General features: G+C 65.7%; 25 protein-coding genes, 1 tRNA gene and 1 pseudogene. 18 read left to right on the forward strand and 9 right to left on the reverse strand.

The genetic code is table 11. The features are described from left to right. The first annotated feature begins 144 nt into the window (after positions 1-144). Genes WS91_RS26230 through WS91_RS26240 form a run of 3 tightly spaced genes read left to right on the forward strand, consistent with a single transcriptional unit; the run spans position 145 to position 2,154 of the window. Positions 145-801 (forward strand): SCO family protein, encoded by a 657-nt coding sequence (locus WS91_RS26230; protein WP_059671309.1) that lies wholly within the window; start codon positions 145-147, stop codon positions 799-801. A gap of 26 nt (positions 802-827) precedes the next feature. Next, positions 828-1,271, forward strand: coding sequence for a copper chaperone PCu(A)C (locus tag WS91_RS26235; protein WP_038751112.1), 444 nt, complete (start codon positions 828-830; stop codon positions 1,269-1,271). Positions 1,272-1,281: 10 nt separating this feature from the next. Then, complete coding sequence (locus WS91_RS26240) at positions 1,282-2,154, forward strand: cytochrome c oxidase assembly protein (protein WP_059584807.1); 873 nt, start codon at positions 1,282-1,284, stop codon at positions 2,152-2,154. Positions 2,155-2,287: 133 nt separating this feature from the next. On the opposite strand, the gene WS91_RS26245 is transcribed toward WS91_RS26240, so the two are convergent. Together WS91_RS26245 and WS91_RS26255 are read right to left on the reverse strand one after the other, a co-directional pair. Next, a complete protein-coding gene (locus WS91_RS26245; protein ID WP_059648188.1) occupies positions 2,288-2,791 on the reverse strand; it encodes a GNAT family N-acetyltransferase in 504 nt (167 codons plus the stop codon). 227 nt (positions 2,792-3,018) lie between these two features. Next, on the reverse strand, positions 3,019-3,885 hold the full coding sequence (locus WS91_RS26255) for a pirin family protein (RefSeq protein ID WP_038751118.1): 867 nt from the start codon (positions 3,883-3,885) through the stop codon (positions 3,019-3,021). Between the two features lie 126 nt (positions 3,886-4,011). On the opposite strand from WS91_RS26255, the gene WS91_RS26260 reads away from it, so the two are divergent. Continuing rightward, positions 4,012-4,917 carry a LysR family transcriptional regulator gene (locus tag WS91_RS26260; RefSeq protein WP_059584812.1) on the forward strand — a complete coding sequence of 302 codons (906 nt, stop codon included), beginning with the start codon at positions 4,012-4,014 and terminating at the stop codon, positions 4,915-4,917. A 188-nt stretch (positions 4,918-5,105) separates the two neighbouring features. Next, positions 5,106-5,618: a GAF domain-containing protein gene (locus tag WS91_RS26265; RefSeq protein WP_038751122.1), complete on the forward strand. Its 513-nt coding sequence runs from the start codon at positions 5,106-5,108 to the stop codon at positions 5,616-5,618. Between the two features lie 547 nt (positions 5,619-6,165). On the opposite strand, the gene WS91_RS26270 is transcribed toward WS91_RS26265, so the two are convergent. Beyond that, a complete protein-coding gene (locus WS91_RS26270; protein ID WP_059584814.1) occupies positions 6,166-7,164 on the reverse strand; it encodes a CPBP family intramembrane glutamic endopeptidase in 999 nt (332 codons plus the stop codon). Between the two features lie 818 nt (positions 7,165-7,982). On the opposite strand from WS91_RS26270, the gene WS91_RS26275 reads away from it, so the two are divergent. From WS91_RS26275 to WS91_RS26335, 13 genes are all read left to right on the forward strand, one after another. Continuing rightward, positions 7,983-8,312 (forward strand): hypothetical protein, encoded by a 330-nt coding sequence (locus tag WS91_RS26275; RefSeq protein ID WP_231752100.1) that lies wholly within the window; start codon positions 7,983-7,985, stop codon positions 8,310-8,312. An 814-nt stretch (positions 8,313-9,126) separates the two neighbouring features. After that, positions 9,127-9,450, forward strand: a complete 324-nt coding sequence (locus tag WS91_RS26280) for a DUF2946 domain-containing protein (RefSeq protein WP_231752101.1) — start codon at positions 9,127-9,129, stop codon at positions 9,448-9,450. A 107-nt stretch (positions 9,451-9,557) separates the two neighbouring features. After that, positions 9,558-10,490: a hypothetical protein gene (locus WS91_RS26285; RefSeq protein ID WP_197419392.1), complete on the forward strand. Its 933-nt coding sequence runs from the start codon at positions 9,558-9,560 to the stop codon at positions 10,488-10,490. Between the two features lie 11 nt (positions 10,491-10,501). Further along, a complete protein-coding gene (locus WS91_RS26290; protein WP_394335877.1) occupies positions 10,502-10,867 on the forward strand; it encodes a copper resistance protein CopC in 366 nt (121 codons plus the stop codon). A gap of 605 nt (positions 10,868-11,472) precedes the next feature. Further along, positions 11,473-13,602 carry a polysaccharide deacetylase family protein gene (locus WS91_RS26295; RefSeq protein WP_059584820.1) on the forward strand — a complete coding sequence of 710 codons (2,130 nt, stop codon included), beginning with the start codon at positions 11,473-11,475 and terminating at the stop codon, positions 13,600-13,602. A 96-nt stretch (positions 13,603-13,698) separates the two neighbouring features. Next, on the forward strand, positions 13,699-14,952 hold the full coding sequence (locus tag WS91_RS26300) for a S53 family peptidase (protein WP_059671310.1): 1,254 nt from the start codon (positions 13,699-13,701) through the stop codon (positions 14,950-14,952). A gap of 97 nt (positions 14,953-15,049) precedes the next feature. Beyond that, positions 15,050-16,717 carry a c-type cytochrome gene (locus WS91_RS26305; protein WP_082717369.1) on the forward strand — a complete coding sequence of 556 codons (1,668 nt, stop codon included), beginning with the start codon at positions 15,050-15,052 and terminating at the stop codon, positions 16,715-16,717. A gap of 108 nt (positions 16,718-16,825) precedes the next feature. Then, a complete protein-coding gene (locus WS91_RS26310; RefSeq protein WP_059584825.1) occupies positions 16,826-17,452 on the forward strand; it encodes an SCO family protein in 627 nt (208 codons plus the stop codon). A gap of 315 nt (positions 17,453-17,767) precedes the next feature. Then, positions 17,768-18,193: a PAAR domain-containing protein gene (locus WS91_RS26315; protein ID WP_059671311.1), complete on the forward strand. Its 426-nt coding sequence runs from the start codon at positions 17,768-17,770 to the stop codon at positions 18,191-18,193. Positions 18,194-18,195: 2 nt separating this feature from the next. Continuing rightward, positions 18,196-18,699 (forward strand): DUF4123 domain-containing protein, encoded by a 504-nt coding sequence (locus tag WS91_RS26320; protein ID WP_059671312.1) that lies wholly within the window; start codon positions 18,196-18,198, stop codon positions 18,697-18,699. Next, the gene (locus WS91_RS26325; RefSeq protein ID WP_059671313.1) at positions 18,692-19,165 is read left to right on the forward strand and encodes a hypothetical protein; all 474 of its coding nucleotides are present in this window, start codon (positions 18,692-18,694) and stop codon (positions 19,163-19,165) included. Before WS91_RS26320 ends, WS91_RS26325 begins: the two co-directional genes overlap by 8 nt. Beyond that, positions 19,050-19,643: a restriction endonuclease fold toxin 5 domain-containing protein gene (locus tag WS91_RS26330; RefSeq protein WP_231752102.1), complete on the forward strand. Its 594-nt coding sequence runs from the start codon at positions 19,050-19,052 to the stop codon at positions 19,641-19,643. Before WS91_RS26325 ends, WS91_RS26330 begins: the two co-directional genes overlap by 116 nt. Positions 19,644-19,651: 8 nt before the next feature. Continuing rightward, positions 19,652-20,365 (forward strand): immunity 52 family protein, encoded by a 714-nt coding sequence (locus WS91_RS26335; protein ID WP_038750363.1) that lies wholly within the window; start codon positions 19,652-19,654, stop codon positions 20,363-20,365. Between the two features lie 68 nt (positions 20,366-20,433). Here the strand turns inward: WS91_RS26335 and WS91_RS34670 are convergent. From WS91_RS34670 to WS91_RS26350, 6 genes and pseudogenes are all read right to left on the reverse strand, one after another. Next, a pseudogene (locus WS91_RS34670) lies at positions 20,434-20,961 on the reverse strand (DNA adenine methylase); the annotation flags it as partial. A gap of 65 nt (positions 20,962-21,026) precedes the next feature. Next, positions 21,027-21,151 (reverse strand) — tRNA-Ser (locus tag WS91_RS36395). Between the two features lie 6 nt (positions 21,152-21,157). After that, positions 21,158-21,451 carry a type II toxin-antitoxin system RelE family toxin gene (locus WS91_RS34675; protein WP_082758378.1) on the reverse strand — a complete coding sequence of 98 codons (294 nt, stop codon included), beginning with the start codon at positions 21,449-21,451 and terminating at the stop codon, positions 21,158-21,160. Then, a complete protein-coding gene (locus WS91_RS26345; RefSeq protein ID WP_059468969.1) occupies positions 21,438-21,680 on the reverse strand; it encodes a type II toxin-antitoxin system Phd/YefM family antitoxin in 243 nt (80 codons plus the stop codon). The genes WS91_RS34675 and WS91_RS26345 overlap by 14 nt, the downstream gene beginning before the upstream one ends. A 10-nt stretch (positions 21,681-21,690) precedes the next feature. Further along, positions 21,691-21,906, reverse strand: a complete 216-nt coding sequence (locus WS91_RS34680) for a hypothetical protein (RefSeq protein ID WP_156432508.1) — start codon at positions 21,904-21,906, stop codon at positions 21,691-21,693. Positions 21,907-21,974: 68 nt separating this feature from the next. After that, entirely contained in the window at positions 21,975-22,631 is a 657-nt protein-coding gene (locus WS91_RS26350) for an SOS response-associated peptidase family protein (RefSeq protein ID WP_059671315.1), read from the reverse strand. Positions 22,632-22,769: the final 138 nt, after the last annotated feature.

Here is a 22,769-nt window from a genome sequence, read left to right on the forward strand (position 1 = left end):
GGGCCCGACGCACGAGCCGGGACGCGGCCGCGCGCCAGAGGCGCGGCATGATCGATGCGTCCGCCATCGCGGACGACGCCTCGATCGCCCCCGAAACCGCCGCGCTTCGCCGTCGCGCAAGATTGCTTCGAACCGAATTCGCCGATGCCGCTTCCCCTTTTCGCGGCGCGCGCGCGTGCCGCCTCGCCCGCTTGCGCCCGCACAACGCGCGTGATCCGCTTCGCCGCCGCCTGCGCGGCGGCGGCCGCGCTCGCCGGCTGCTCGCCGCGCGGCGAGCCGTGGCGGCTCACGAACGTGACGAGCCATCTGCCCGACCTGACGTTCTCGCTCACGGGCGAGGACGGCAAGCCGATCGACGCGTCCGCGTTCCGCGGCCGCGTCGCGCTCGTCTACTTCGGCTACACGCATTGCCCGGACGTGTGCCCCGAGACGATGGCGCGCCTGATGCAGGTGCTCGCGCTGCTCGGCCCCGACGCGCGCGGCGGCGTGCGCATCCTGTTCGTGTCGGTCGATCCGGCGCGCGACACGCCGGCCGCGATGCGCGACTATGTCGGCGCGTTCGACGCCGAGCACGCATACGGGCTCACGGGCAGCGAGCGGCAGATCGAATCGCTCGCGAAGCGCTACCGCGTCGCGTATCAGATGGAAAAGCGCGATCCGAACGGCAACTACGAGGTCACGCACAGCTCCGCCGTCTACGTGTTCGACGCGCAAGGCCGCGCGCGCCTGCTCGCCACCGACCAGGATTCCCCCGACGCGATCGCCGCCGATCTGCGCCGGATCATCGCCAACCGTTCCTGAACCGGAACTCACTTACCGACAAGCCGATGACGCTCAAACCGAAATCCCTCGCCGCGCTCGCCGCCCTCTCGCTCAGCCTGCACGCGTACGCCGCCGGCGCCGCTTCGATCAGCGCGCAGAACGCGTGGGTGCGCTGGCTGCCGAACAAGCTGCCCGCCGCCGGCTACGTGACGCTCGTCAACGCGAGCGACAAGCCGATCGATCTCGTCGACGTCGACAGCCCCGAATACGGGATGACGATGCTGCACCAGACCGTGTCGAACGGCTCGACGCAAAAGATGGAGATGGTCGACAAGCTGACGATCCCCGCGCGCGGCAAGGTCGACATCGCGCCGGGCGGCTATCACTTCATGCTCGAGGAGCCGAAGCGCGCGATCAAGCCGGGCGACACCGTGCATCTGCGCATGCAGTTCTCCGACGGCGAGAAGCTCGACGCGCCGTTCGTCGTGAAGTCGCCCGCCGCCAAGTAAGCGTCGCGCGATGAACCTGCTGTACTGGCTCGAGCCGTGGGAGCCGTCGCCCACCGTCGTGATCGCGGTGCTCGCGGCCGGCGTGCTGTTCGCGCGCGGCGCGCGCAAGGCGAAGGTGTCGACGTCGCGGCGCGTCGCGTTCTGGTTCGGACTCGCCGCGCTGTACGTCGCGCTGCACACGCGCCTCGACTACTTCTTCGAGCACGAGTTCTTCATGCACCGCGCGCAGCATCTGGTGCTGCATCACCTCGGGCCGTTCTTCATCGCGCTGTCGTATCCGGGCGCGGCGATCCGCGCCGGCGTCCCGTTCTCGTGGCGGCAGCGCTACGTGCGCCCAGCGCTCGCGCAGCCGTTCGTGCGCGCAACGCTCGACGTGCTGTTCAATCCGGTCGTCGCGGTCGTGCTGTTCGTCGGCCTGATCTATTTCTGGCTGCTCTCGCCGATCCACTTCGTCGCGATGCTCGACTGGCGGCTCTATCGCGTGATGAACTGGAGCATGGTGATCGACGGGCTGCTGTTCTGGTGGCTCGTCGTCGATCCGCGGCCCGCGCCGCCCGCGCGGCTCGCGCCGGGGCGGCGCATCCTGATGGTCGTCGCGGCGATCCCGCCGCAGATCGTGCTCGGCGCGCTGATCTTCTTCACGCCGCACGAGCTCTATCCGATCTATTCGATCTGCGGACGCGCGTTCACGTGGCTGAGCCCGCTGCGCGACCAGCAGATCGGCGGGCTGCTGCTGTGGATTCCCGGCTCGATGATGAGCGTGATCGGCGCGCTGATCGCGCTGCGACACTGGATGCGCCTGTCCGCGCGCGGCCGGCTGTCCGACGAGCGCGCGGCGCGCGCCGAGCTCGCGCGCATCCGCGCCGCCCGCTCGACGCCCTGACGATCGCGCGTCGCGCGCCGAACCCATGCAGATCCCGCGCTTAGTCGGTTCTCGATCGGTTCTCGATCGACGCTCGATCGGCACTTAATCTGCGCTTAGTCGGCGAGTTCGGCGCGGCCGCTCGCGGCGGGCCTCACGCGATCGAGCGCATCCAGACGTGCGCAATGCCGTCTTCGTCGTGCACGTCCGAGCTCGGCGCGAAGCCGAACGCGCCGTAGAACTTCTGCAAATGCGCCTGCGCGTGCAGGCTGATCGGCGTGCCGGGCCACTGCACGCGCACGCGCTCGAGCGCGGCCGCGAGCATCGCGTTGCCGAGGCCCATGCCGCGAAACGGCTGCGTCGTCAGCACGCGTCCGATCCGCACGTCCGGCTCCGCCGCGTCGGGCGGCAGCACCCGCAGGTAGCATGCGAGACGGCCCTGCGCGTCGTATGCGCCGAGGTGCCACGCGTCGAAATCCGCGTGATCGATGTCGCGGTACACGCAGTTCTGCTCGACGACGAACACGTCGCTGCGCGCGGAGAGGATCGCGTAGATTTCCCGCGGCGTCAGCGCGTCGAACGGCTTCCAGCGCCAGTCGAGCGCGACGGGCGGCGGCGCGGCGGTGGCGGACGAAGCCGCCGTCGTGGATGTGGACATGATCGATATTCCGAATGATTGGCGGCGCTGCTGCAAAGCGCGGAACGATCGATTATGCCTCGAACGGGCGCGCGGCCGCTTCGCGAATGCAAGGCCGACGCGCGCGCCGCACGGCAGCGGCCGCGCGCCCGCGAGCTCGACGCAGGCCGGCCATTCGCGTCCGCACGCGGCCCCGCACGCACGACGCACGAAAGCAGCCCCGCTCGTCGCGGGGCCGTCTTCCTTCGCTAAGCGCTCATCTTGCCGAAGCGGCCGGCGTTGAAATCGTCGACCGCCTGACGGATCTGCGCTTCGCTGTTCATCACGAACGGACCGTAGCCGACGATCGGCTCGTCGATCGGTTCGCCGCTCAGCCACAGCAGCGTCACGTCGTTGTTCGCTTCGATTTCGACGTCGCTCCCGTCCCGCGCGAACTGCACGAACTGCGCCTCGCGCACGACTTCCTCGCCGTTCACGAGCGCCGTGCCGCGCAGCACGACGAGCGCGAGCGTGCGGCCCGCCTCGGCGCGAAACCGCGCACGGCCGCCCTGCTCGAGGCGCACGTCCCACACGTCGAGCGGCGTGTGCGTGCGCGCCGGCCCGCGGCGGCCGTCGAACTCGCCCGCGATCACCCGCACGCGCCCCGCGCCGTCGGGCAACTCGACGCTCGGGATGCTGTCGCTCAGCAGCGTCTGGTAGCCGGGCTCGGACAGCTTGTCCTTCGCGGGCAGGTTCACCCAGAGCTGCACCATCTCGAGCGTGCCGCCATTGCGCGCGAACTGCTCCGAATGGAACTCCTCGTGCAGGATGCCGCCCGCCGCCGTCATCCACTGGACGTCGCCCGGGCCGATATGGCCGCCCGCGCCCGTCGAGTCGCGATGGTCGACTTCGCCCTGATAGACGATCGTCACCGTCTCGAACCCGCGGTGCGGATGCTGGCCGACGCCGCGCCGGCGGGCCGTCGGCTCGAAGCGCGCGGGGCCGGCGTAGTCGAGCAGCAAGAACGGGCTCAGATGCGCGCCGTGGCTGTCGTAGCTGAACAGGGACCGCGCCGGAAAGCCGTCGCCGACCCAATGCGAGCGAGGCGCGCTGTACACCCCGACGATTTGCTTCATGTTCCTCTCCTTTCGTTCCTGGCCGAAGCGATCGCTTCGATCAATGGATAGAAGATAGAATCTGAACGATACCTTCGGTAGTGCGCGAAAATCGCACTCAGCGTTCCATATGGAGAACGATGAATCATGCGGGATCTGAACGATCTCTATTACTTCGTCCAGGTCGTCGATCACGGCGGCTTCGCACCCGCCGGGCGCGCGCTCAACATGCCGAAGTCGAAGCTGAGCCGCCGGATCGCGCTGCTCGAGGAGCGGCTCGGCATGCGCCTCATCCAGCGCTCGACGCGGCGCTTCGCGGTCACGGACACCGGCCAGACCTATTACGCGCATTGCCGCGCGATGCTCGTCGAGGCGGATGCGGCCGACGAGGCGGTCGCGCTGATGCGCGCGGAGCCGCGCGGCATCGTCCGGGTGACCTGCCCCGTCGTGCTCCTCGATGCGCTCGTCGGCGACATGGTCGCGGCGTTCATGGCCGAATGTCCGCTCGTCGAGATTCATCTTGAGGAAACGAACCGGCGCGTCGATGTCGTCGGCGAAGGCATCGACGTCGCGCTGCGCGTGCGGCCGCCGCCGCTCGAGGACAGCGATCTCGTGCTGCGCGTGCTCGCGGAGCGCGGGCAATGCCTCGTCGCGAGCCCGCGGCTGCTAGAGCGCGCCGGCGCGCCGCGCGTGCCCGCCGATCTCGCCGCGCTGCCGAGCCTCGCGCTCGGCCTGCCGCAAGACGAGCACGTGTGGAATCTGCACGGTCCCGACGGCGCGCACGCGGCGATCCGTCACCGGCCGCGGCTCGTCACGCGCGGCATGCCCGCGCTGCGCGCGGCGGCCGTCGCGGGCGTCGGCGTCGTCCAGTTGCCGACGATGATGGTCCGCGACCAGCTCGCCCGCGGCGAGCTGCGGCAACTGCTGCCCGGCTGGGCGCCGCGGCGCGAGATCGTGCACGCGGTGTTCGCGTCGCGCCGCGGGCTGCTGCCGTCCGTGCGCGCGCTGCTCGACTTTCTCGCGCAGCGCTTCGCCGCGCTCGAGCCCGACTAGGCGTGCGCCCGGACGTTCGGCGCGCCGCTCGATCGGGCGTCCAAGCGTGCGTTCGTTCGAGCGCCTGTTCGAGCGCCCGATCGCCCCCCGTCGACGGCACGGCCACGCCGCGCGTCACGCCGAATTCCCGTAGACTGCGCAAGCCACGGCCGCGCGCGGCCGCCGTTCAATCGTCACGTCAATCGCTCATGTTCGCGCTCTCCGAAACCCTTCCGTCGTCGAAGCCCGCGCTCTACGAAACGCTCGCCGCGCAGGCGCGTGCGCTCGTCGAGACGGAAACCGACGTCGTCGCCAACGCTGCGAATTTCTCGTCGCTCGTCTACCACTCGCTCGACGGCCTCAACTGGGCTGGCTTCTATTTCTACGATGGCCGCGAGCTCGTCGTCGGGCCGTTCCAGGGCAAGCCCGCGTGCGTGCGCATCGCGCTCGGCAAAGGCGTATGCGGCACGGCCGCGCAGACGCGCAGCACGCAGGTCGTGCGCGACGTGCACGCGTTTGCCGGCCACATCGCGTGCGATTCGGCGTCGCAATCGGAGATCGTCGTGCCGCTCGTCGCGCGCGACGGCACACTGATCGGCGTATGGGACGTGGACAGCCCGCTGATCGGCCGCTTCGACGACGACGATGCGAAAGGGATGGAGGCGCTGTGCCGGGTGTTCGTCGAGCTCGCGTGGGAAAACGCGGTGCGGCGCGGCGAATAACACGGGTACCCCGGCGATGCCGACGCGCACGGCGGACACCATCGCCGGTGAACCGTTCGGCCCGTCTTTCGACTGCGCGCGCGGCGTCGACCGATGCATGCTGCGCCGCGCCGGCCGCATACAACGACAACGACGCGACTCATTGGCTACGGGCATGGCCTTCGCACGCGGACGCCGCGGCGGCGAACTTGCCTTGCGCGAAGCTATCCGCAACGTCACGCGCGATGCGTCAGCGTGCGGCGAAGGCCGCTGCCATGTCATGCGCTTCCCGGCATCGACATGGCCTTCGTCACGGAGGATGCGGCCAATGCGTTCCTCGCGCCGCCCGAGCCTAACCGAGACTTTTTTGCATGCGCGGTATGAACCGTCTGTTGGCGGACCGCCATGCCGCGCACGCGCGTCGGCATAGCCCTCCTCACGCAGAAGGCGCGACCGACACACCCACGTCGCCCCGATCGCGGTGGCCGCGCACCGGTTGCCCAGCCGCCCTTTCATCGAACCGGCCGAAAGCGGCCGGCTTCGCGCCACGCGTTTCGGTCGTCCGCGCCTATCGCACGATTCCGCCGCCTTGGCCGCGCAGCGCAACCCGCGACGCGCGTGCGCCGCGCCCCCACCAGCCCCACATCGCGAGCGCGATGATCGCAAGCAACGGTAAAACCAGCACGCTGCCCTCGGGCCCGGCCGCGCCGCCGCTCAGCAGCGCATGGCCGACGGGGTGCGCGGTCAGCCGCACGCCTTCGACGAGCCGGCCGCTGTCCGGCGCGCCGTAAAAGTACGATTCGCCCCAGTCCCACGCCGCATGAAAGCCGATCGCCCACCAGAGCGATCCCGTGTACCAGAGCGACAGACAGAAGACGAGCCCGAACAGCATCGCCGACGCGAGCCCCATGATCGATTCGTCCGGGCTCATCGCGTGCAGCACGCCGAACAGCGCCGACAGCAGCACCGCGCCCCACCAGAAGCCGAGCCAGCGCGCGAGCTTGTGGAGCAGGTAGCCGCGCAGCAGCGATTCCTCGAAAATCCCGGTCATCACGAACATCGCGGCCCAGACGGCCGCGTATTCCCATGCGCGCGCGCCGTGGATCGCCGGCGCGTCGAAGCGCAGCAGCCCCGCTTGCCATAACGCGAATACCAGCGCTGATATCGCCGCGAAGCCGCACACCACGCCGCCCGCGAAGCGCGACGCGCGTGCGCTGCCTTGCAGTCCGTACGAAAACGGCGAGCGACGCTCGATCCACGCGAGCAAAAAGGTGGCGAGCGCAACCGATGCGAGCTGCATCGCTTCCATGGCGGCGCCGTTCGCGACGGGCAGCGCCTCGTCGCCCACGGGCATCGGCACCAACCGGTGCGAGACGAACGCGAATGCCGCGATCGCGCCGACGAAGATCGCGACGAACAACGCGGCGCCCCACGGCGCGCGCAAGCCGTCGCGGCCGAAGAAGAATCGACGCAGGCGGCCGCCGCGCGGTTCCGTTTGCGTCGACATCGACGCCGACGTCGACACGCGGCCCGACGGCGCGGGCGAATTCGAATGAATCGGTTCCAAGAGCGCTCCCGGTCGAACGTCAAACGGACGGCCGCTCGCGCGATCGAAGCAGATCGTCGCGCGCGGCGTGCCGCGAATGCAAACCGAACGCGATTGTCACACCGGAAGGCGAGAAAACGAACAGGAAAACAAAAAAAGAAAAGCGCCGCGCATCGGGGGCTTGGTGCGGAGGCGCGAGCCGGAGTCACGCCGATCTGCGCGACTTTGCCGGGCGGCATGAATCCGCATGCGTCAAAAGCGGCTGCACGATTGCAATTCACTCGCACCACCGAATCGATATCCGCTCCCGACCGCCGCTTGCCCGCCTTCTAGTCTTGCCGCTGCCTGCAACGTCCGCCTCGACGTAGCCCCTCGTCACGGAGACCGAAACCATTTGTGCGCATGCGCACGCGACGCCCGACGCTCCGCCGCATCGCCGCATCGGCGCATCGGCGCATCGCCGCATCGCCGCATCGGCGCACGTTCGCTTCCGCCTCTATCGACCGCTCCGAGCATCGTCATCCTTCACCGAGCGCAACGTCGACATCCGACATTCAATACGCAGCCGCATTTCGCCCATTTACCGAAAACAATCACGCCCGAGGTTTTTAAAATCAAAACCATCCGGCGCGCTCTATCGAAAATCAACAATGATAAATTAATACCATTTGAACTACCCAGGTGCGAATCATAATCTCCATTCTGCGCCGCAGCACCACCCATAAACCACGCTTAATTCCGATAAATAATTACAACTCATTCCATCAATATCTCAGAACCAGACATTAAAAAAGATTGCCAATCCGGACGTCGATCGCTTCCTGCCCGGAGGCAATGCAGTGCCGCCCAGCAGCTCCTTTTTTCACGCCATCAACGCGCTCAACGAGAGGAAGACCATGAAAATATTCTCGACCATCATTTTTTCAGTCATGATGCTTTTTTCCTCCTATGCCTCCGCAGACATCGTTTGCAAATCAGGAAAAATCAACAAAATCGAAACCGACTCGAACGGCAATCTCGTGGCCACGATTCTCGACGCCTCGTACTCATTTAGCGAAAGAGAAGTCTTCCCGCTCATATACTCGGCGTTCTCCGAAAATAGGGATTTCTACATCTACGGAAATACGTGCTACAACGGAGCGCCGGCAAGCCACTTCGCCATTCGATAGCCCAGCAGCAGCGTTCACATCGTCAATCAGATCGTGGCCGATCGGCGATCACCGGTCGGCCGTACTTCTTGCCGTACCGCCACAAGACGCTCTCGCGTCGAACGCCACGCATACGGCCCGCCGTCGCGCATACGGCAAGCGGCTGCCGGCGCCCCATTGCTGCTGCGCCGGCGCGTGAACGCCGGAAAAATCCCCGACCGGCACGGGCAGCCGGGCATCCCAACGTCGATTCGCGCGACGATATCCAACGAATCTGCAGCGGCCGACCTTGCACGTGGTCGTCATGCGGGCACGCACGCGAAGCGGCCGCGTTATCCACGGTTCATCGGCGCGCACATCCGCCTCGGCAACCATCGCGCTCGACAAGCCGTCAACCAGTCAAGATCGAGCGCCGACGCAACCCGCGCACGACGCCTCTACTTACCGCCAATCATGAGCGCGTCCATGCGCGTGCCCCGCCTTGGCCGAAACACGCGAGGAAAACGCGCCCGCGCTTGAAAGCTCGGCAACCGGAGAGAAAGCGGCTCGGCGCCAAGCGCCCAGGCATCCGACGACGAACGGGCAAAGGCGGCAACGACAACCCACCGCTGAAAGCTCATGGAAAGACAAACTCACGCATCACCGCTCCGATATACGCTCGAAGCGATCCGTCTTGATCTCGCCCTGCCTTTTAAAGAGATGTTCCTATCGGAAGGATCATCGTTGCATGCCATAATTCGCCGCAGCATTCGGGCTCGTTCGTCATCCTTTCAAGGCCATGCGTCGCCTTCTCCACCGCAAGATCGGCAGCCTTCTCGGATTGTTCGCAATCCTGATGGCGACGCTCGCGCCGACGGTCTCGCACTCGCTGTCGAACAGCCGTCATTCCGGCACGCTGCCGGGCGCCGTCTGCTCGGCGCGGGACGGCTCAAACGCGACGCCGTCCGACACATCCTCGTCGTCCGAAAAGGCGATTCACGAGCAAGCGTGCGCATATTGCGGATTGCTCGCCCACGTGCCCGTGGTACCGAGCGCGACCGCCGAATTCGCCCCCGAGAACGGGGCGCGCCATACGTCATCGGCCGCACCGGTTCAGCCGATACGTCGCCGCGTCCCGTTCACCACGGCGCAGCCGCGCGCGCCGCCCGCCCTGTCCTGACTGAAGCAGTCTTGCCGCGACGAACGCGTCATTGCGTCGCCGCGGTGTCGCGCGTCCGCCAACGGACGCGCGATCGCCCCCATGCAACCCTTCGACACGGATAAGTCATGCGCACCATTACCCCTCGCGGCGGTTTGCCCGCGCTCTCGACGCTCGTCGCCCCGGCTGCCGTAGCCGCGACGCTTTTCGCGCCCTGCGTTGCCGCCGCCCATGCGATTGCGGGCAATCGCGTGTTCCCGGCGACGATGGCGGTCGACGATCCCGGCGTCGGCGACGAACTCAATCTCGAGTTTGGCCACCTCAAATCGCAAACGGGCGACGGCGACGCCCAAGGCACCAATACGACGTCGCTCGAATGGGACAAGCTGATCACGCCGAGCTTCGCGCTGTCCCTGACCGGCACCTACGTGAACGTGAACGCGCCGAACGGCGGCTCGGCGCGCGGGTTCGACAACTTCGCGCTCGGCGCCAAGTATCGTTTCTACGTGAGCGCCGCACACGAATTCATGGCGTCCGTCGGCGTGATCGCCGAGCTTGGCGGAACCGGCTCAAAAGCGATCGCCGACCCGCATTCCGCGCTGACTCCGACGCTGTACGTCGGCAAGGGTTTCGGCGATTTGCCCGACGCCCTGAAATACTTGCGCCCGTTCGCGGTCACGGCCACCGTCGGGCCGCGGCTGACGACGAGCAGCGCCGATCCCGACTCGCTGAACTGGGGCGTGACGTTGCAGTACAGCTTGCCGTACCTGCAGAACTTCGTGCAGGACGTCGGGCTCAAAGCCCCGTTCAGCAACCTGATTCCGGTCGTCGAATTTCCGATGAACACCTGCACCGGCGGACCGTGCGCCGGCCATACGACCGGCACCGTCAACCCCGGCCTGCTCTGGCTGAATCGCTGGGGGCAATTCGGCGTCGAGGCGCAGATTCCCGTCAATCGCGCCAGCGGAAAAGGCGTCGGAGTCTTGCTGCAAGCCCATCTCTATCTGGACGACGTGCTCCCCAACTCGCTCGGCAAGCCGCTCTTCGGCAAAGGAGAATGAACGTGACCGTAATTCGCCCAATTCACCCTGCGTGCGCCGCGGCGGCGATCGTCGCGGGCGTCGTCGCTTCGCCGGCGGCGTTCGCGCATGTCTTCCCGCAATCGCAAACTCCGTCGGCGGGCGCCGAAGTGCCGCCGCCCGCGAACGTGACGATCGTGTTCGACGGACCGCTCGAGCCCGCGTTCAGCGCGCTGACGGTCAGCGACGCGACCGGCAAGCCGGTGAGCCGCGCGAAGGCGACCGTCGCGCCGAACGACGCGAAGACGATCAGCGTCGCGTTGCCCGCGCTGGCGCCCGGCAAATACGTCGTCCACTGGGTGGCCGTGGCCTCCGACGGCCACCGGACACAGGGTGACTATTCGTTCAAGGTGAAATGACGCGAACCGACGTTGCACATCCGCAGCATTTTCGTCACTTTCACCGCGCTGCGCGCGGCCTCAATGTAGTCGCCCGATCCTCCGGTTAGCGCGGACGCATTCGTCACACGATGCCGGCGTCCGTCGCCGCACCGGCGGCACGCCGGCATCGCGTCGCGCCGCCGCGCCGCATCGGCTCGTCGTTGGCCCGCTGGGCTGCGTCGTCCACCCGATCCGGCACGCCTCGCGCCGGACGCGCCACGTATCAATGCTGCGACGTTTCTCGTCGATTTCCCTATGGAGCGGCCGCCCGCTTGCGCCCCGCGCCCCGATACGTCCGGCGTCCGACCGGCTTGGCACGCCGCTAGCTTGTCTCCTCACGCTGCCAACGGCGGGCTCGACGCGCATTCAAGAACGACGTGTCATCCGGCGCTTCCTCACGGAAGCCCTGCCGGGGCATGTCCGATTCGTCTCGACGCCACGGGCTGACAGTGCGCCGGTTGTCCGAACATTCAAAATCCTCCTCCCCGTCGATGCTTCGCACGCGTCGCGGACGAGTTCATCAGGACGAGGCGCGTACTCGGAATGTTGGAAATCACCAATCGTCCATCCCGACGGAGAGCACCATGTTGGTCAAGTCATTTCGGTTCTTCAGGACGTGCCTGATCCTACTTTCGCTATGCTTCGCGATTCTTCCCGGACGGGCCCATGCAGTTTCGAATCAGTTGCTGCTGCTGTTGCCGGACAATTTCACGCTGCCCGATCCGCGCGTGTCGGCGTGGCTCGACGCGGCTTCCGAGGAAGGCCTGCAGATCTCGATCATCTACGACAGCCAGTTCGAACAGGCCGGCGCGTCGTTGCAACAGTATCAAGGCCTCATCCTTCCCGATCAGGTTCACACCGTCGCGGCCGATGCGCTCGTGACGGCGATCCAGAACTACGCGCTCAACGGCGGGCGCGTGATGATGGTCTACGATTTCGGCGCGCTCACGTCGACCGGCTTCTATCCCGTTCCTCAGTCGAGATTCAGCTCGATGGTGGGCGTGAGCTACGTGCTGTACGACTCGCTCGGCGGCAACATGATCGGGCTCGGCCCCGTGACCGGCATGGGAAGCACGCTGCGCGCGCTGCAGATTCCGCCCGGAAAGTCGATGGCGTGGTCGACGAGCGGCTCCACCACGACGACCGCCGTCAAGACGTCGGCGCTGGTGTCGGTGTCCGCGTCGCCCGGCCAGGTTCTGTACCTGCAACCGAGCCCGTCCAACCCCGGCGGATTGTCCGGCTACAACCACAACGCATACTTCAACTACAAGACTGAGAACGGGCTCGCGTCGAATATCAGTCTGGATCTCGGCCGGATTTCCAAGGGCCAGCAAGTCAAGGCGGGCACGTACACGGCAACGTCGACCAAGAGCACGTCTTCGTCGACGAAGAAGACGACGGGCGCGACCGCGCTCGCCACGACGTCGCCCGCCGCGACCACCGACACGCTCGAAGGCATCTCGGGCTACGTGTACGGCTTCCTCACTTACCCGAGCTTCGTCACGCAGGGCACGTACAGCGGCACGGCCCTGCTGACCTCGCCGAACTTCGGCCTCGTCGCCGGCTATAACCCGTACGGCAGCGGCGGCGTGCTGTTCGTGAACATGCCGCTCAGCTACCTCGAAGGGCAGACCGACGGCATGCCGCTGCACGGCTTCCTGCACTACTTCACGACGAACGTGCTGTCGATGCCGCACCTGTCGCTCGAACCGAGGGCGCAAGCGGGCATGGTGCTCAACTGGCATTTCTGCGCGGAAGAGATGATTCAGCCGGCCCAGTATCTGAAGTCGCTCGGCATCTGGAACAACGGGCCGTTCTCGATCGTCGTGACGGCCGGCCCGGACGACGCGGCGATCGGCGACGGGCTCGGCATCAATCTGACCAACAACACGCAGGCGAAGCAGCTGATGACGTACCTGTTGAGCAAGGGGCACAACATCGGCAGCCACGGCGGCTGGGATCACGACTACTGGGGCGCCAATGCCAGCGAGACCGATCAGAGCACGTTCCAGCAATACCTCGTGCTGAATCACCAGGCGGTGCAGACGGTGACCGGCAAGCCGGATGTCGAATGGGCCGCGCCTGAAGGCAATACGCCGACCTGGGCCGTCACCTGGCTCGAAAGCAACGGCTATTCGGGCTACTACTTCACCGGCCACACCGGCATGGCGCAAACGCGCGCCTACCGGAACGGCGCGCTGTTGAACCCCGGCATCTGGGCATTCCCGGTGATGCCGTTCGGCAAGTACGCGACTTTCGAGGAATTCCAGGAGTTCGGCGTGTCGACGACGGACGTCACGAACTGGTACGAAGCGCTGATGAACTTCGTCGTGGCCAACCGCACGACCCGGCTCATCTACATGCATCCGCTCGGCGCGTCGTGGTATCCGGGCGTGCTCTCGACGATCTTCACCTATGCGAACACGTTGATCGCGACGGGGCAATACAAGTGGTACACGATGGATCAGCTGACCCAGTTCGACAGAAAGCGCTTGCTCGTCACGTGGACGGCGACGGACACGGGCAGCAGCTGGTCGTTCGCCGCTTCCCAGCCGACGAGCCTGCAGGACGTGACGTGGCTGCTGCCGAAGAACGCCTTCCAGCTGCCGGTCGTGACCGGGGGAAGCGCCACCGTCGTGACGACCGATCCGACCAACTGGCTGGTGATCGCGGGCGCGGGAACGGCCCTGACGTTCACGAGCGCCAAGCTGTAATGGCGCGACCGCGACGCAGGATAGGCGCGGCCGATTCCCGATCGGGCGATCGGAAGTCGGCCGCGCCATCCGGATCGCTCACGTCGGAGGGACGACATGAAACGACACACGTTGCGACACGCGTTGCGACACGCGATGTGCATTCTCGCCGGATCGGCCGCGCTCGCGCTCTCGCCGGCGGCGCCATTCGCGCAGCAAGCCGGCCGGCCGCTTCAAGGCTTCGTTCGCCCGCCGTTCCATCTGCACGCGCAAGGACGCGCGGCTGCGGCCCCGGCCGGCATGTCGCCGGCGCAGATCCGGCACTTCTACGGCTTCGATCAGTTGCCGAGTGATTTTCAGGGCGGCAAGCAGATCATCGCGATCATCGACGCATTCGACAACCCTTCCGCCGAGGCCGATCTCGACGTGTTCAGCCGTCGATTCGCCCTCCCCCCCTGCAACGCCGCGAACAGATGCTTCGCCAAGGTCTACGCGAGCGCCGACCGCAGCCGCCCGCCGGCGGATGCGGGTTGGGCGCTGGAAAGCTCGCTCGACGTGCAGTGGGCGCACGCCATCGCGCCCGACGCAAAAATCGTGCTGATCGAAGCCGCATCCGACGCATTCGGCGACATGATGGGCGCCGTGGCGCTCGCGGTCGCCGCGCCGCCCAAAGGCGTCGGCGCGAAGGTCGTGTCGATGAGCTGGGGCGGCAGCGAATTCCTGTCGGAAACGCAGTACGACGGGCTGTTCATGAGCGCGAACGGCGTGTCGTTCGTCGCCGCGTCGGGCGACGGCGGCAACGCCGTTGACTATCCCGCCGCGTCGCCGTACGTACTCGGTGTCGGCGCGACGACGATCGCCACCGACGCGAGCGGACGCTACGCCGGCGAAACCGCATGGCCGGGAAGCGGCGGCGGCCAGAGCGTGATCGAATCGGAGCCGCCTTATCAGACGCGCTTCGGGATACCGTTCGACACGCCCGGCGCACGCGGCGTGCCGGACGTCGCCTACGACGGCGATCCCGCGTCCGGCTTCGCGATATACGATTCGTACGGATACGGCGGTCAGCGCGGCTGGTTCGTGGTCGGCGGAACGAGCGCGGGCGCGCCGCAATGGTCGGCGTTGCTGGCGATCGCGAACAGCGTGCGCGTCGAACGAGGCAAATCCACGCTGAGTGCGCTCAGCGCCGTCGAAGCGCTCCTGTACGGCATCGCGTCGGCTTCGTACCAGACGGCCTTTTACGACGTCACGAGCGGCTCGAACGGCACTTGCGGCTCGCTGTGCGATGCGATGCGCGGCTACGACTACGTAACCGGACTCGGACGCCCGATCGCCGGCAGTCTGGTTCAAGCGCTGATCGATGCGCCGTAACGACGATTTGCCCGTGCGGGCGTCGACGACGCACGGCGGCGGCTCGCCTCCGCCGCCCCCGGCGCGCGCGCGCTCAGACGCTCGCCCGCGCGCTTCGATGCAGACGGCCGAGCCGTGCGCCGCCGGCTCGCCTGCCGTTGCGGCGCGCGCGCTGGAGCGGCTCGCCTCGCTGCTCGTGCTGACGTTCGCGCTGTCGGCCATCGCGACGCTACGGGCCGCCGCATCGCCCGACGACGTCCCCGGCGAAGCCATCTACCGCCACGGCGTGCTCGCTTCCGGCGCCCCGCTGCGCGCGCTGCGCGAAGGCGGCCTGCGCATGGAAGGCGCCGCGGCCGCATGCGTCAATTGCCATCGGCGCAGCGGGCTCGGCGCCAAGTCGGGACGCACGACGATCCCGCCGATCGCCGGAACCTACCTGCTCCACGCAAGCACGCTCGGCGGCGAGAATCCCGGCATGCCGTACGTCGAAAGCATGCGAAGCGAGCGGGCCGCCTATTCCGACGAGACTCTCGCCCGCGCGATTCGAAGCGGAATCGACGCGCAAGGCAGGCAGCTCGGTTACCTGATGCCGCACTTCGTGATGGCCGACGACGACATGGCCGCATTGATCCGCTATCTGAAACAGCTCGATCCGCTACCCGCGCCGGGCGTCACCGACACCGCGTTGCATTTCGCGACGATCGTCACCCCGGACGCCGATCCCGTGAAGCGCCGCGCAACGCTCGACGTCTTGCGGCACTACTTCGCCGACAAGGAAGCGTTTCCGACGAGCGCGGCCCCGCAGGGATTGCAGACGGCGGACCCGGGCTCCGCTGCACGCCGCTGGCGGCTGCACGTCTGGGAGCTGAACGGCGCGGCGTCGACATGGGAAGCGCAACTCGCGCGCCACCTGGCCGCCGAACCGGTGTTCGCGGTGATATCCGGAATGGGCGGGCGAAACTGGGCGCCCGTTCGCGCGTTCTGCGAGCACGCGCGGATTCCGTGTCTGTTTCCGAACGTCGACGTGCCGGACGTCCGCGACGGCGACTTTTATTCGATCTACTTCTCGAAAGGCGTGCTGCTCGAGGCCGCGCTGATCGCCGCGGAAATCGAGAGCGGCGATCGCGAACGCGCCCCGCGCGCGATTCGCGAAGTGTACCGGGTCGGCGACAGCGGCGAAGCGGGCGCGCAAGCGCTCGCCGCTGCGTTGCGCGCACGCGGGCTCGACGTGTCGCGCGATGCGCTGATGCCGGGCGATCGCGTCGAGCAGGCGTTGAGCGGCCTCTCCGGCGACGATGCGCTCGTGTTGTGGCTGCGCCCCGCCGATATCGCGTCGCTGGGCCGCGACGCGCGTGCGCGAACCGTCTACATGTCCGGACTGATGGGCGGCCTCGATCATGCGCCGCTGCCCGAGCGCTGGCGCGCGATCACGCACATCGCGTATCCGTTCGATCTGCCCGATCGCGTCCGGCGTCGCGTCGACTACATGCTGGACTGGGCCGCGGCGCGGCACGTCGCCATCGTCGACCAGCAGGTGCAGGCGGACACGTTCCTCGCTTGCGTGCTGCTCGAGGAAGCGCTGGGTCATGTCACGGGCGCCTACGTGCGCGACTATCTCGTCGAGCGCATCGAAGACACGCTCGAGCAGCGCGTGATCACGGGCTACTACCCGCGCCTGACGCTCGCGCCGGGGCAGCGCCTCGCATCGAAAGGCGGCTACATGGTCCACTTTGCCGATATGAGCGGTACGCGCATCGTGGCCGACGGGGCCTGGACCGTTCCATAGACGTAGACGCCGCCCTGCCGCATTCGCAGGACGACGGCTCTGCCGCGCCGCAAGCGGGCTTCCCGCCCCGGGGACGCGCCATGCGGCCCACACCATGAGGAGACGAAAATGAACACGTTCCCGAAGCTTCCCCTGCTCGCCGATCTCGTGATCGCGGGCGCCTTGTTCGCCGGACACACCGCGCGGGCGCAGGAACCGATGGAGATGGATCACCACGCGCAGCATCACATGATGATGGCCGGGATGAAAACGTCCACGGCCGCCTATGCCGTGCCGGCCGTCATGCTGGTGCGCGACGACGGCAAGACCGTCGCGCTGAAAGACGAACTGGACGACGGACGTCCGGTCGTGCTGACGTTCATCTATACCACCTGCACGTCGATCTGCCCCGTCATCAGCCAGACGCTGTCGCAGCTTCAACAGGCGCTCGGCGCCGATCGCGACAAGGTACATATCGTGTCGATCTCGATCGATCCGGAAAACGACACGCCGGCGCGCCTGCGCGAATATGCCGCGAAATTCGGCGCGGGGCCGCAGTGGCAGCATTACACGGGTACGACGGCCGCAAGCGTGGCTGCGCAGAAGGCATTCAACGTTTACCGGCAGGACAAGATGGACCACAACCCGGTTCTGCTGCTGCGCGCCGCGCCGGGAAAACCCTGGCTCCGAATCGACGGATTCGCGACTAGCGGTGATCTGCTGCATTTGTACCGTTCGCTCGCGGCGTCCAATTGACGGAGCCGCCGAACGGCGAAAACGCGCTCGATTCGCAAGCACTCGTCGCCGCCGCTCACGCGCCGACGGCAAGCGCGATGCGATACGCGAACTCAAACGGACGCCGGCCCGGCGAAGACGCCACGACGGTTCGAATGAACGAACGATCGAAAGCGCGCATCCGGCGGCCGGGCGCAGCGCGTCACCGATCGGCGCGATCGACCTCGACGCCGCGCCACTGTCGAACCTGACAGGTGTCGTGGCTGCACAACCGCAAATCCCATACCTCGCGCGCTCGATGGTAAATTCGCACGCAAATTGACACGAGAGGGCCAAGTGGCAAAGCGCGCGATCATCCGCGTCGGCGACACGACGACGCACGGCGGCAAGGTAATCGAAGGCTCGCCGACCTTCACGCTCGACGGGCGCGGCGTCGCCGGCGTCGGCCATAAGGTACTTTGCCCGCGCTGCAAGGGCATCTTCCCGATCCTCCCCGATCTGCTCGGCCGCCGCTACCCGCACACGATCGGCGACCGTGACACCGCCGTCGAGGGCATGCGCACGGCGTGCGGCGCGGAGCTGATCGCGTCGCAGGGAACCGGGACGATCGACGACGTCGGCGCGGGCGAACGCGGGGACGGCGGCTCGCCCGGCGGATCGGCGGCCGCAGCGGCGGCCGCGGTCGCCCCTTCCCCCGCCCTTTGCCTCGAATGCCTGAAGGCGGCGGCCAAGAACGCCGCGACGATGGTCGCGCGCGGATGACCATGACGCCGTCGGCCATCGAAGCACATTTCGACGCGCGCCGTTCGCCAATCACGCTGCCCGTGCGACTCTTCGCGGTGGTCGACGCGCTGCTCTTCGCCGAAGCCTCGGACGCCCCGCCGCTGCGCCGCGCGAACTACTCGATCGCGCTTTTCGACGGCACGCCCGACGCGTCGCTCGCCGATCACGGCCCTTGGCTGATCGATTACGCACTCGCGCCGGGGCCGATCCGGCGCGTGCTCGCCGAGCTGGCGGCCGGGCCGGTCGGCATGTCGTGGCTTGTCAGCGCGTATCCGTTCGAGCGGCTGGCCGCCGAATTGCGCGAGCGCCTCGACGTGCGGCTCCCGGACGGCCGCACGGCGCTGTTCCGCTTCTACGACGCGCGCATCCTGCCCGACATCGCGCGCGTGATGAGCGACGCGCAGCGCACGCAATTCTTCGTCGCGACGTACGACTGGCTCGTCGAGGTCGACGGGCGGCTGACCGGAGTGCATCCGCATGCTTGAACTGACCACGGAACAGGTCGCCGGACTGGCGGAGATCGACGAGCGCGGCTTCGTCGAACGCGTTCGGCAGGATCTCGTGAAGGAGAATCCGGCGTTTGCCGATGACGACGGCTTGTCGTCCCGGTTATGGGCCGCATATCGCGCCGCGCGCGCATTCGGCATCGAGCAGGACGAGAACATCGTCGCGTTCTTGAGGCTCGAGGCGTACGCGCCGAGCTTCTACGAAAAGCCCGCGACGAAGGCTTGGCTCACGCGCCCCGGCCGCTCGGCCGACGCGCGTTTTCATGATTATCTACGCGTCATCAAATGGCGCATCGAACATCCGGACGGAGGGCTGGAGCATGGCGACATTGGCGTTGACGCTCTTGGAAGCGGCGATAACGGAGCTTGGTCCCGTCTTGGCGCGCGCTGGCGTCGCCTTGTTGGGCGGGGCGACGGTGGCGGGAACGGCGAGCCTGTCGGGTGACACGCCGAAGGAAGACAGCAAGGCGACGCCGGATGTGCGGGCTTTGCCGCGCACTGGCGAAAGCTGCAAGAAATGTCCGCCAGAGGGTGGAGCGAAAATTCGTCGCAATCACGGCGTCAACTGGCCGTCTTATCGCTATCAGGCCCGCATTACGGGATTCGCATTCGACGTAGAGTATTGCCGTTGGAGCGACGAGTGGCAGTGGCTTGGGATCGATTTCGACGGTTTCAAGCCGGACGAGTGCTTGCTGCAAGAAACCAAGGGCAATTACGATCAGTTCCTCGATGGTTCGATCCCGAAGGCCGACAAATTTTTCAAAGGATTCGACTCGATGGAAGCCACTGCCGTACGACAGGGCGCAGCCGTGCGGGCCAACCCTCCAGCGCGATTGATGTGGTACTTCCAAACACCGCTCGCCCACCAACGCATGCTCATTATATTGAGACGGTCGGGTATTACCTCCGTCGTTCAGCCCTGAGAACCTCCATGAACATCACCGCCAGTTTCCGCGATTCGTCGCTCACTGCATTCGATTTTCCTGAAATCTTGGCGCGGGTATCGAAGATCATCGACGCGCTGAAGGCGCACGATGACTCTTTACGATATGAGAACTGGATGCTCAAAGGAGACAGCCAGGAAGACGCAACTAGGTACCACGTCTATGACGCTGCCGGCATCGCCACGCCAGCGGCGCTCGCCGTACTTCGCGAGGAGTTTCGCAACAGCAAAGACTTCACCTACGTAGCGATGTGGGATGGCAATCTTACTAGCGACGACGGCGCGTCCATATCGTGCCACGTCGGGGATAAATCCCTCCCTGACACATTGACCCTTCGCATCGAGGGTGAACGGTGGAGCGCCTACGCGGCCATTTCCGGAATCGTATCGACAATGGTCGCTGTATTCAGCCCAGCACTCGTCGAGGTGAGTTTCGACGAGTACGCTGTAATGCAGGTTTTCGACGACAAGCCCGGCGTCGGCTGGATGCTCTACTTGCCGAAGGTCATTACGCAACAGCAGGTTCCCGAGGCCCGAGCGCTGATTCCCGTACCCGCCAAAGGCAAACAGACCGGCACGATCATCGTCAGCGTCACCGACGCCCCGTTCTCAGTCGACAATCCCGAGCACGTGGCGATCGCGAACCGCATCGAGATCCGGCTCGTCGATCAAGACCTGCTCCCCGCCTACGTCGATATCTGAGCCAGCCGGCGCGATTACCGCGCCGGCTGCAATCAACAAAACAACCCGGCCGGCTCCGCTGAATCGCCTCAACCGAGAATGATCCGTTCGCGGCGATCGACGCCCTTTCCACCGCTCACCGTGTATTGAATCGGCACGCTCTCGATGCAGGAGCCGGCAAACACACACCGGATCTCCGGGTGGGCATTGAGGCTGACGATCGCGCGGCCCACGATCGACCGCAATCGATCGGCCATCTTCTCGTACTGCGCGAACGGAAACGGTACGCCGTATCCTTCCGTCTCGAAATATGGCGGGCCGAGGCAGAACAACGCGTGCGGCCGATCGCATCGATCAATGCACGTCACCGCCCATTCGAGCCGCTCAATGTAGGCATTCGCAAGGCGAATTTGCGCAGCCGACAGCGCTTCCTCAATGCGCGGCAGAACCAGCCGCCGCAACGCAGTCGTCGCCGTTCCGAACGGTTCCCCTTCCAGCTTGCCGCCGAAGCCATGTTTCCGAAGGCGGCCGATGCGCGCCGTGCGCCGGATATCGATGAAGACGCCCGGGACCGTATGCCTGGGCCATTCGCATACCTGCCCGCTCGCTGGTGCCCAATTGAGCGGCGCGGAAATTTGAGCGGCGCGGAAAAAAGAAAAGCCCCGATCAACGGGGCTTTTTCTGGAGGCGCGAGCCGGAGTCGAACCGGCCTACACGGCTTTGCAGGCCGTCACAAATTCTTATAAATCAATGCAATACGAACAATAACCACTCGAATTGACCGACTTATCACCGACTCGTCGCGACTCGAAGTCACTTCAGCCTTGCTACTGCAGCCGCATACACCGCACTGCGCTCCCGCTTGCCGACAGAGATTACCGTTACCGTTATGACCGTATCATCTACGCGATACACGAGCCGATAGCCCAGTGACAGCAACTTGATTTTGTAACAGTCGTCGAGGTCACCACTCAGTTTCGCCGACGGAACGCGCGGGTTTTTGAGTCGCTCCGCCAACTTCTTCTTGAATTGCTCCCGGACTGTCTTGTCCAGCCTCTCCCACTCTTTGAGTGCGTCTACTACAAACTTCAGTTCATAGGTCTTCAAGATTCACGCTCACGGCTTCTTGCCCGAGACGCGCCCTCACGATTGCCGCCAGCTCGACGTCTTCGAGTCTGTCGCAAATCGCCTCCCATTCGGCAGCAGGGATCAGGTACGCCACCGGCCTGTTTCTGTTAAGCACCGCGACCGGACCATCTGCCTGCTCAATAGCTGCGGTCGGATTGACCTTGAGCTCGCTGATCCCAATCGATGTGCGCGCAAGAATACTTTCCATCTTTCTACCTTCACTCAGTAATGCGTTCGGTGTCGTCGGTGTCGTCGGTGTCGTCGGTGTCGTCGGTGTCGTCGGTGCGTTCGGTGCGTTCGGTGCGTTCGGTGCGTTCGGTGCGTTCGGTGCGTTCGGTGCGTTCGGTGCGTTCGGTGCGTTCAGTGCGTTCAGTGTATGCGTAATGTGTGCGAGTTGACGACCAAATAATAGGTCTTTTAAATGCACCTGTCAAAGACCACTTGTTTGTTCGAGAAACAGGTACCCCTCACAATCGGGGACAGACCTAGCCCCACCTGAAAGCTACTTTGGCTCTGCCTGCATCTCGCCCGCCGGATAGAGCTGGAGCATTGCACGCGCAGCCTCAACGTTCGTCGTATGCAGCCATTCGTCATAGTCAGTCGGCCGCAATATGACTACGGACCGCTTTTCGTCGCCGTGCTTGTGCATCCGCGCCATAACCGCGTGACCATCGGCATTGACGGTGAGCATTGACATGCCAATCAGCGCTCGGCCATCGTCGCCTTCGTAGCGACGCCAGATGCCCGCAACACAGTACGACTGCCAGCCCGTAAGGCCGATTCGCTGCCATACGTTCCGACCCGTCTCATAGCATGGCTCGTATATCCAACGCGCCGGGATCAGGCAACGTTGCCCCGCTCGCCAAGCCTTGCCGTACAGTCGCGACTCTCCGACCGTCTCGGATCGGGCATTCATCGTGTCGAGCTTCTTCCGCTTCCGGCCGCGTTCGTCGACGCGCTCCGGTTGCATGAATTTCGGCCAGAATCCAAACACCGCCTTGACAACGCCGAGGCCGCCACCATCCGCCCAAGCAATCGGCGCCGCATAGTCCGGATAGATATCCGGCTCCCACGGGTCGCGACGGTACAGGTCACCGATGCCGATCTTCAGTTCGTTGATGCCCGGATCTTCGCTTGGTGCCTTGTAGTTTGTGCACACTGGCCGCCCCCAATTATTGAGACTTGACGACCTCATCTTACCGCGCGATAAACTGTACATCCATACAGGTGCGACCTGAAAGTCGCTATCACAACTGTCTTGCCAATAGCAACCGGACAAGACCTGCTGTTCTGCCAG

It is taken from the genome of Burkholderia sp. MSMB1498 (genome assembly GCF_001526245.1).
Classification (GTDB): domain Bacteria; phylum Pseudomonadota; class Gammaproteobacteria; order Burkholderiales; family Burkholderiaceae; genus Burkholderia; species Burkholderia savannae.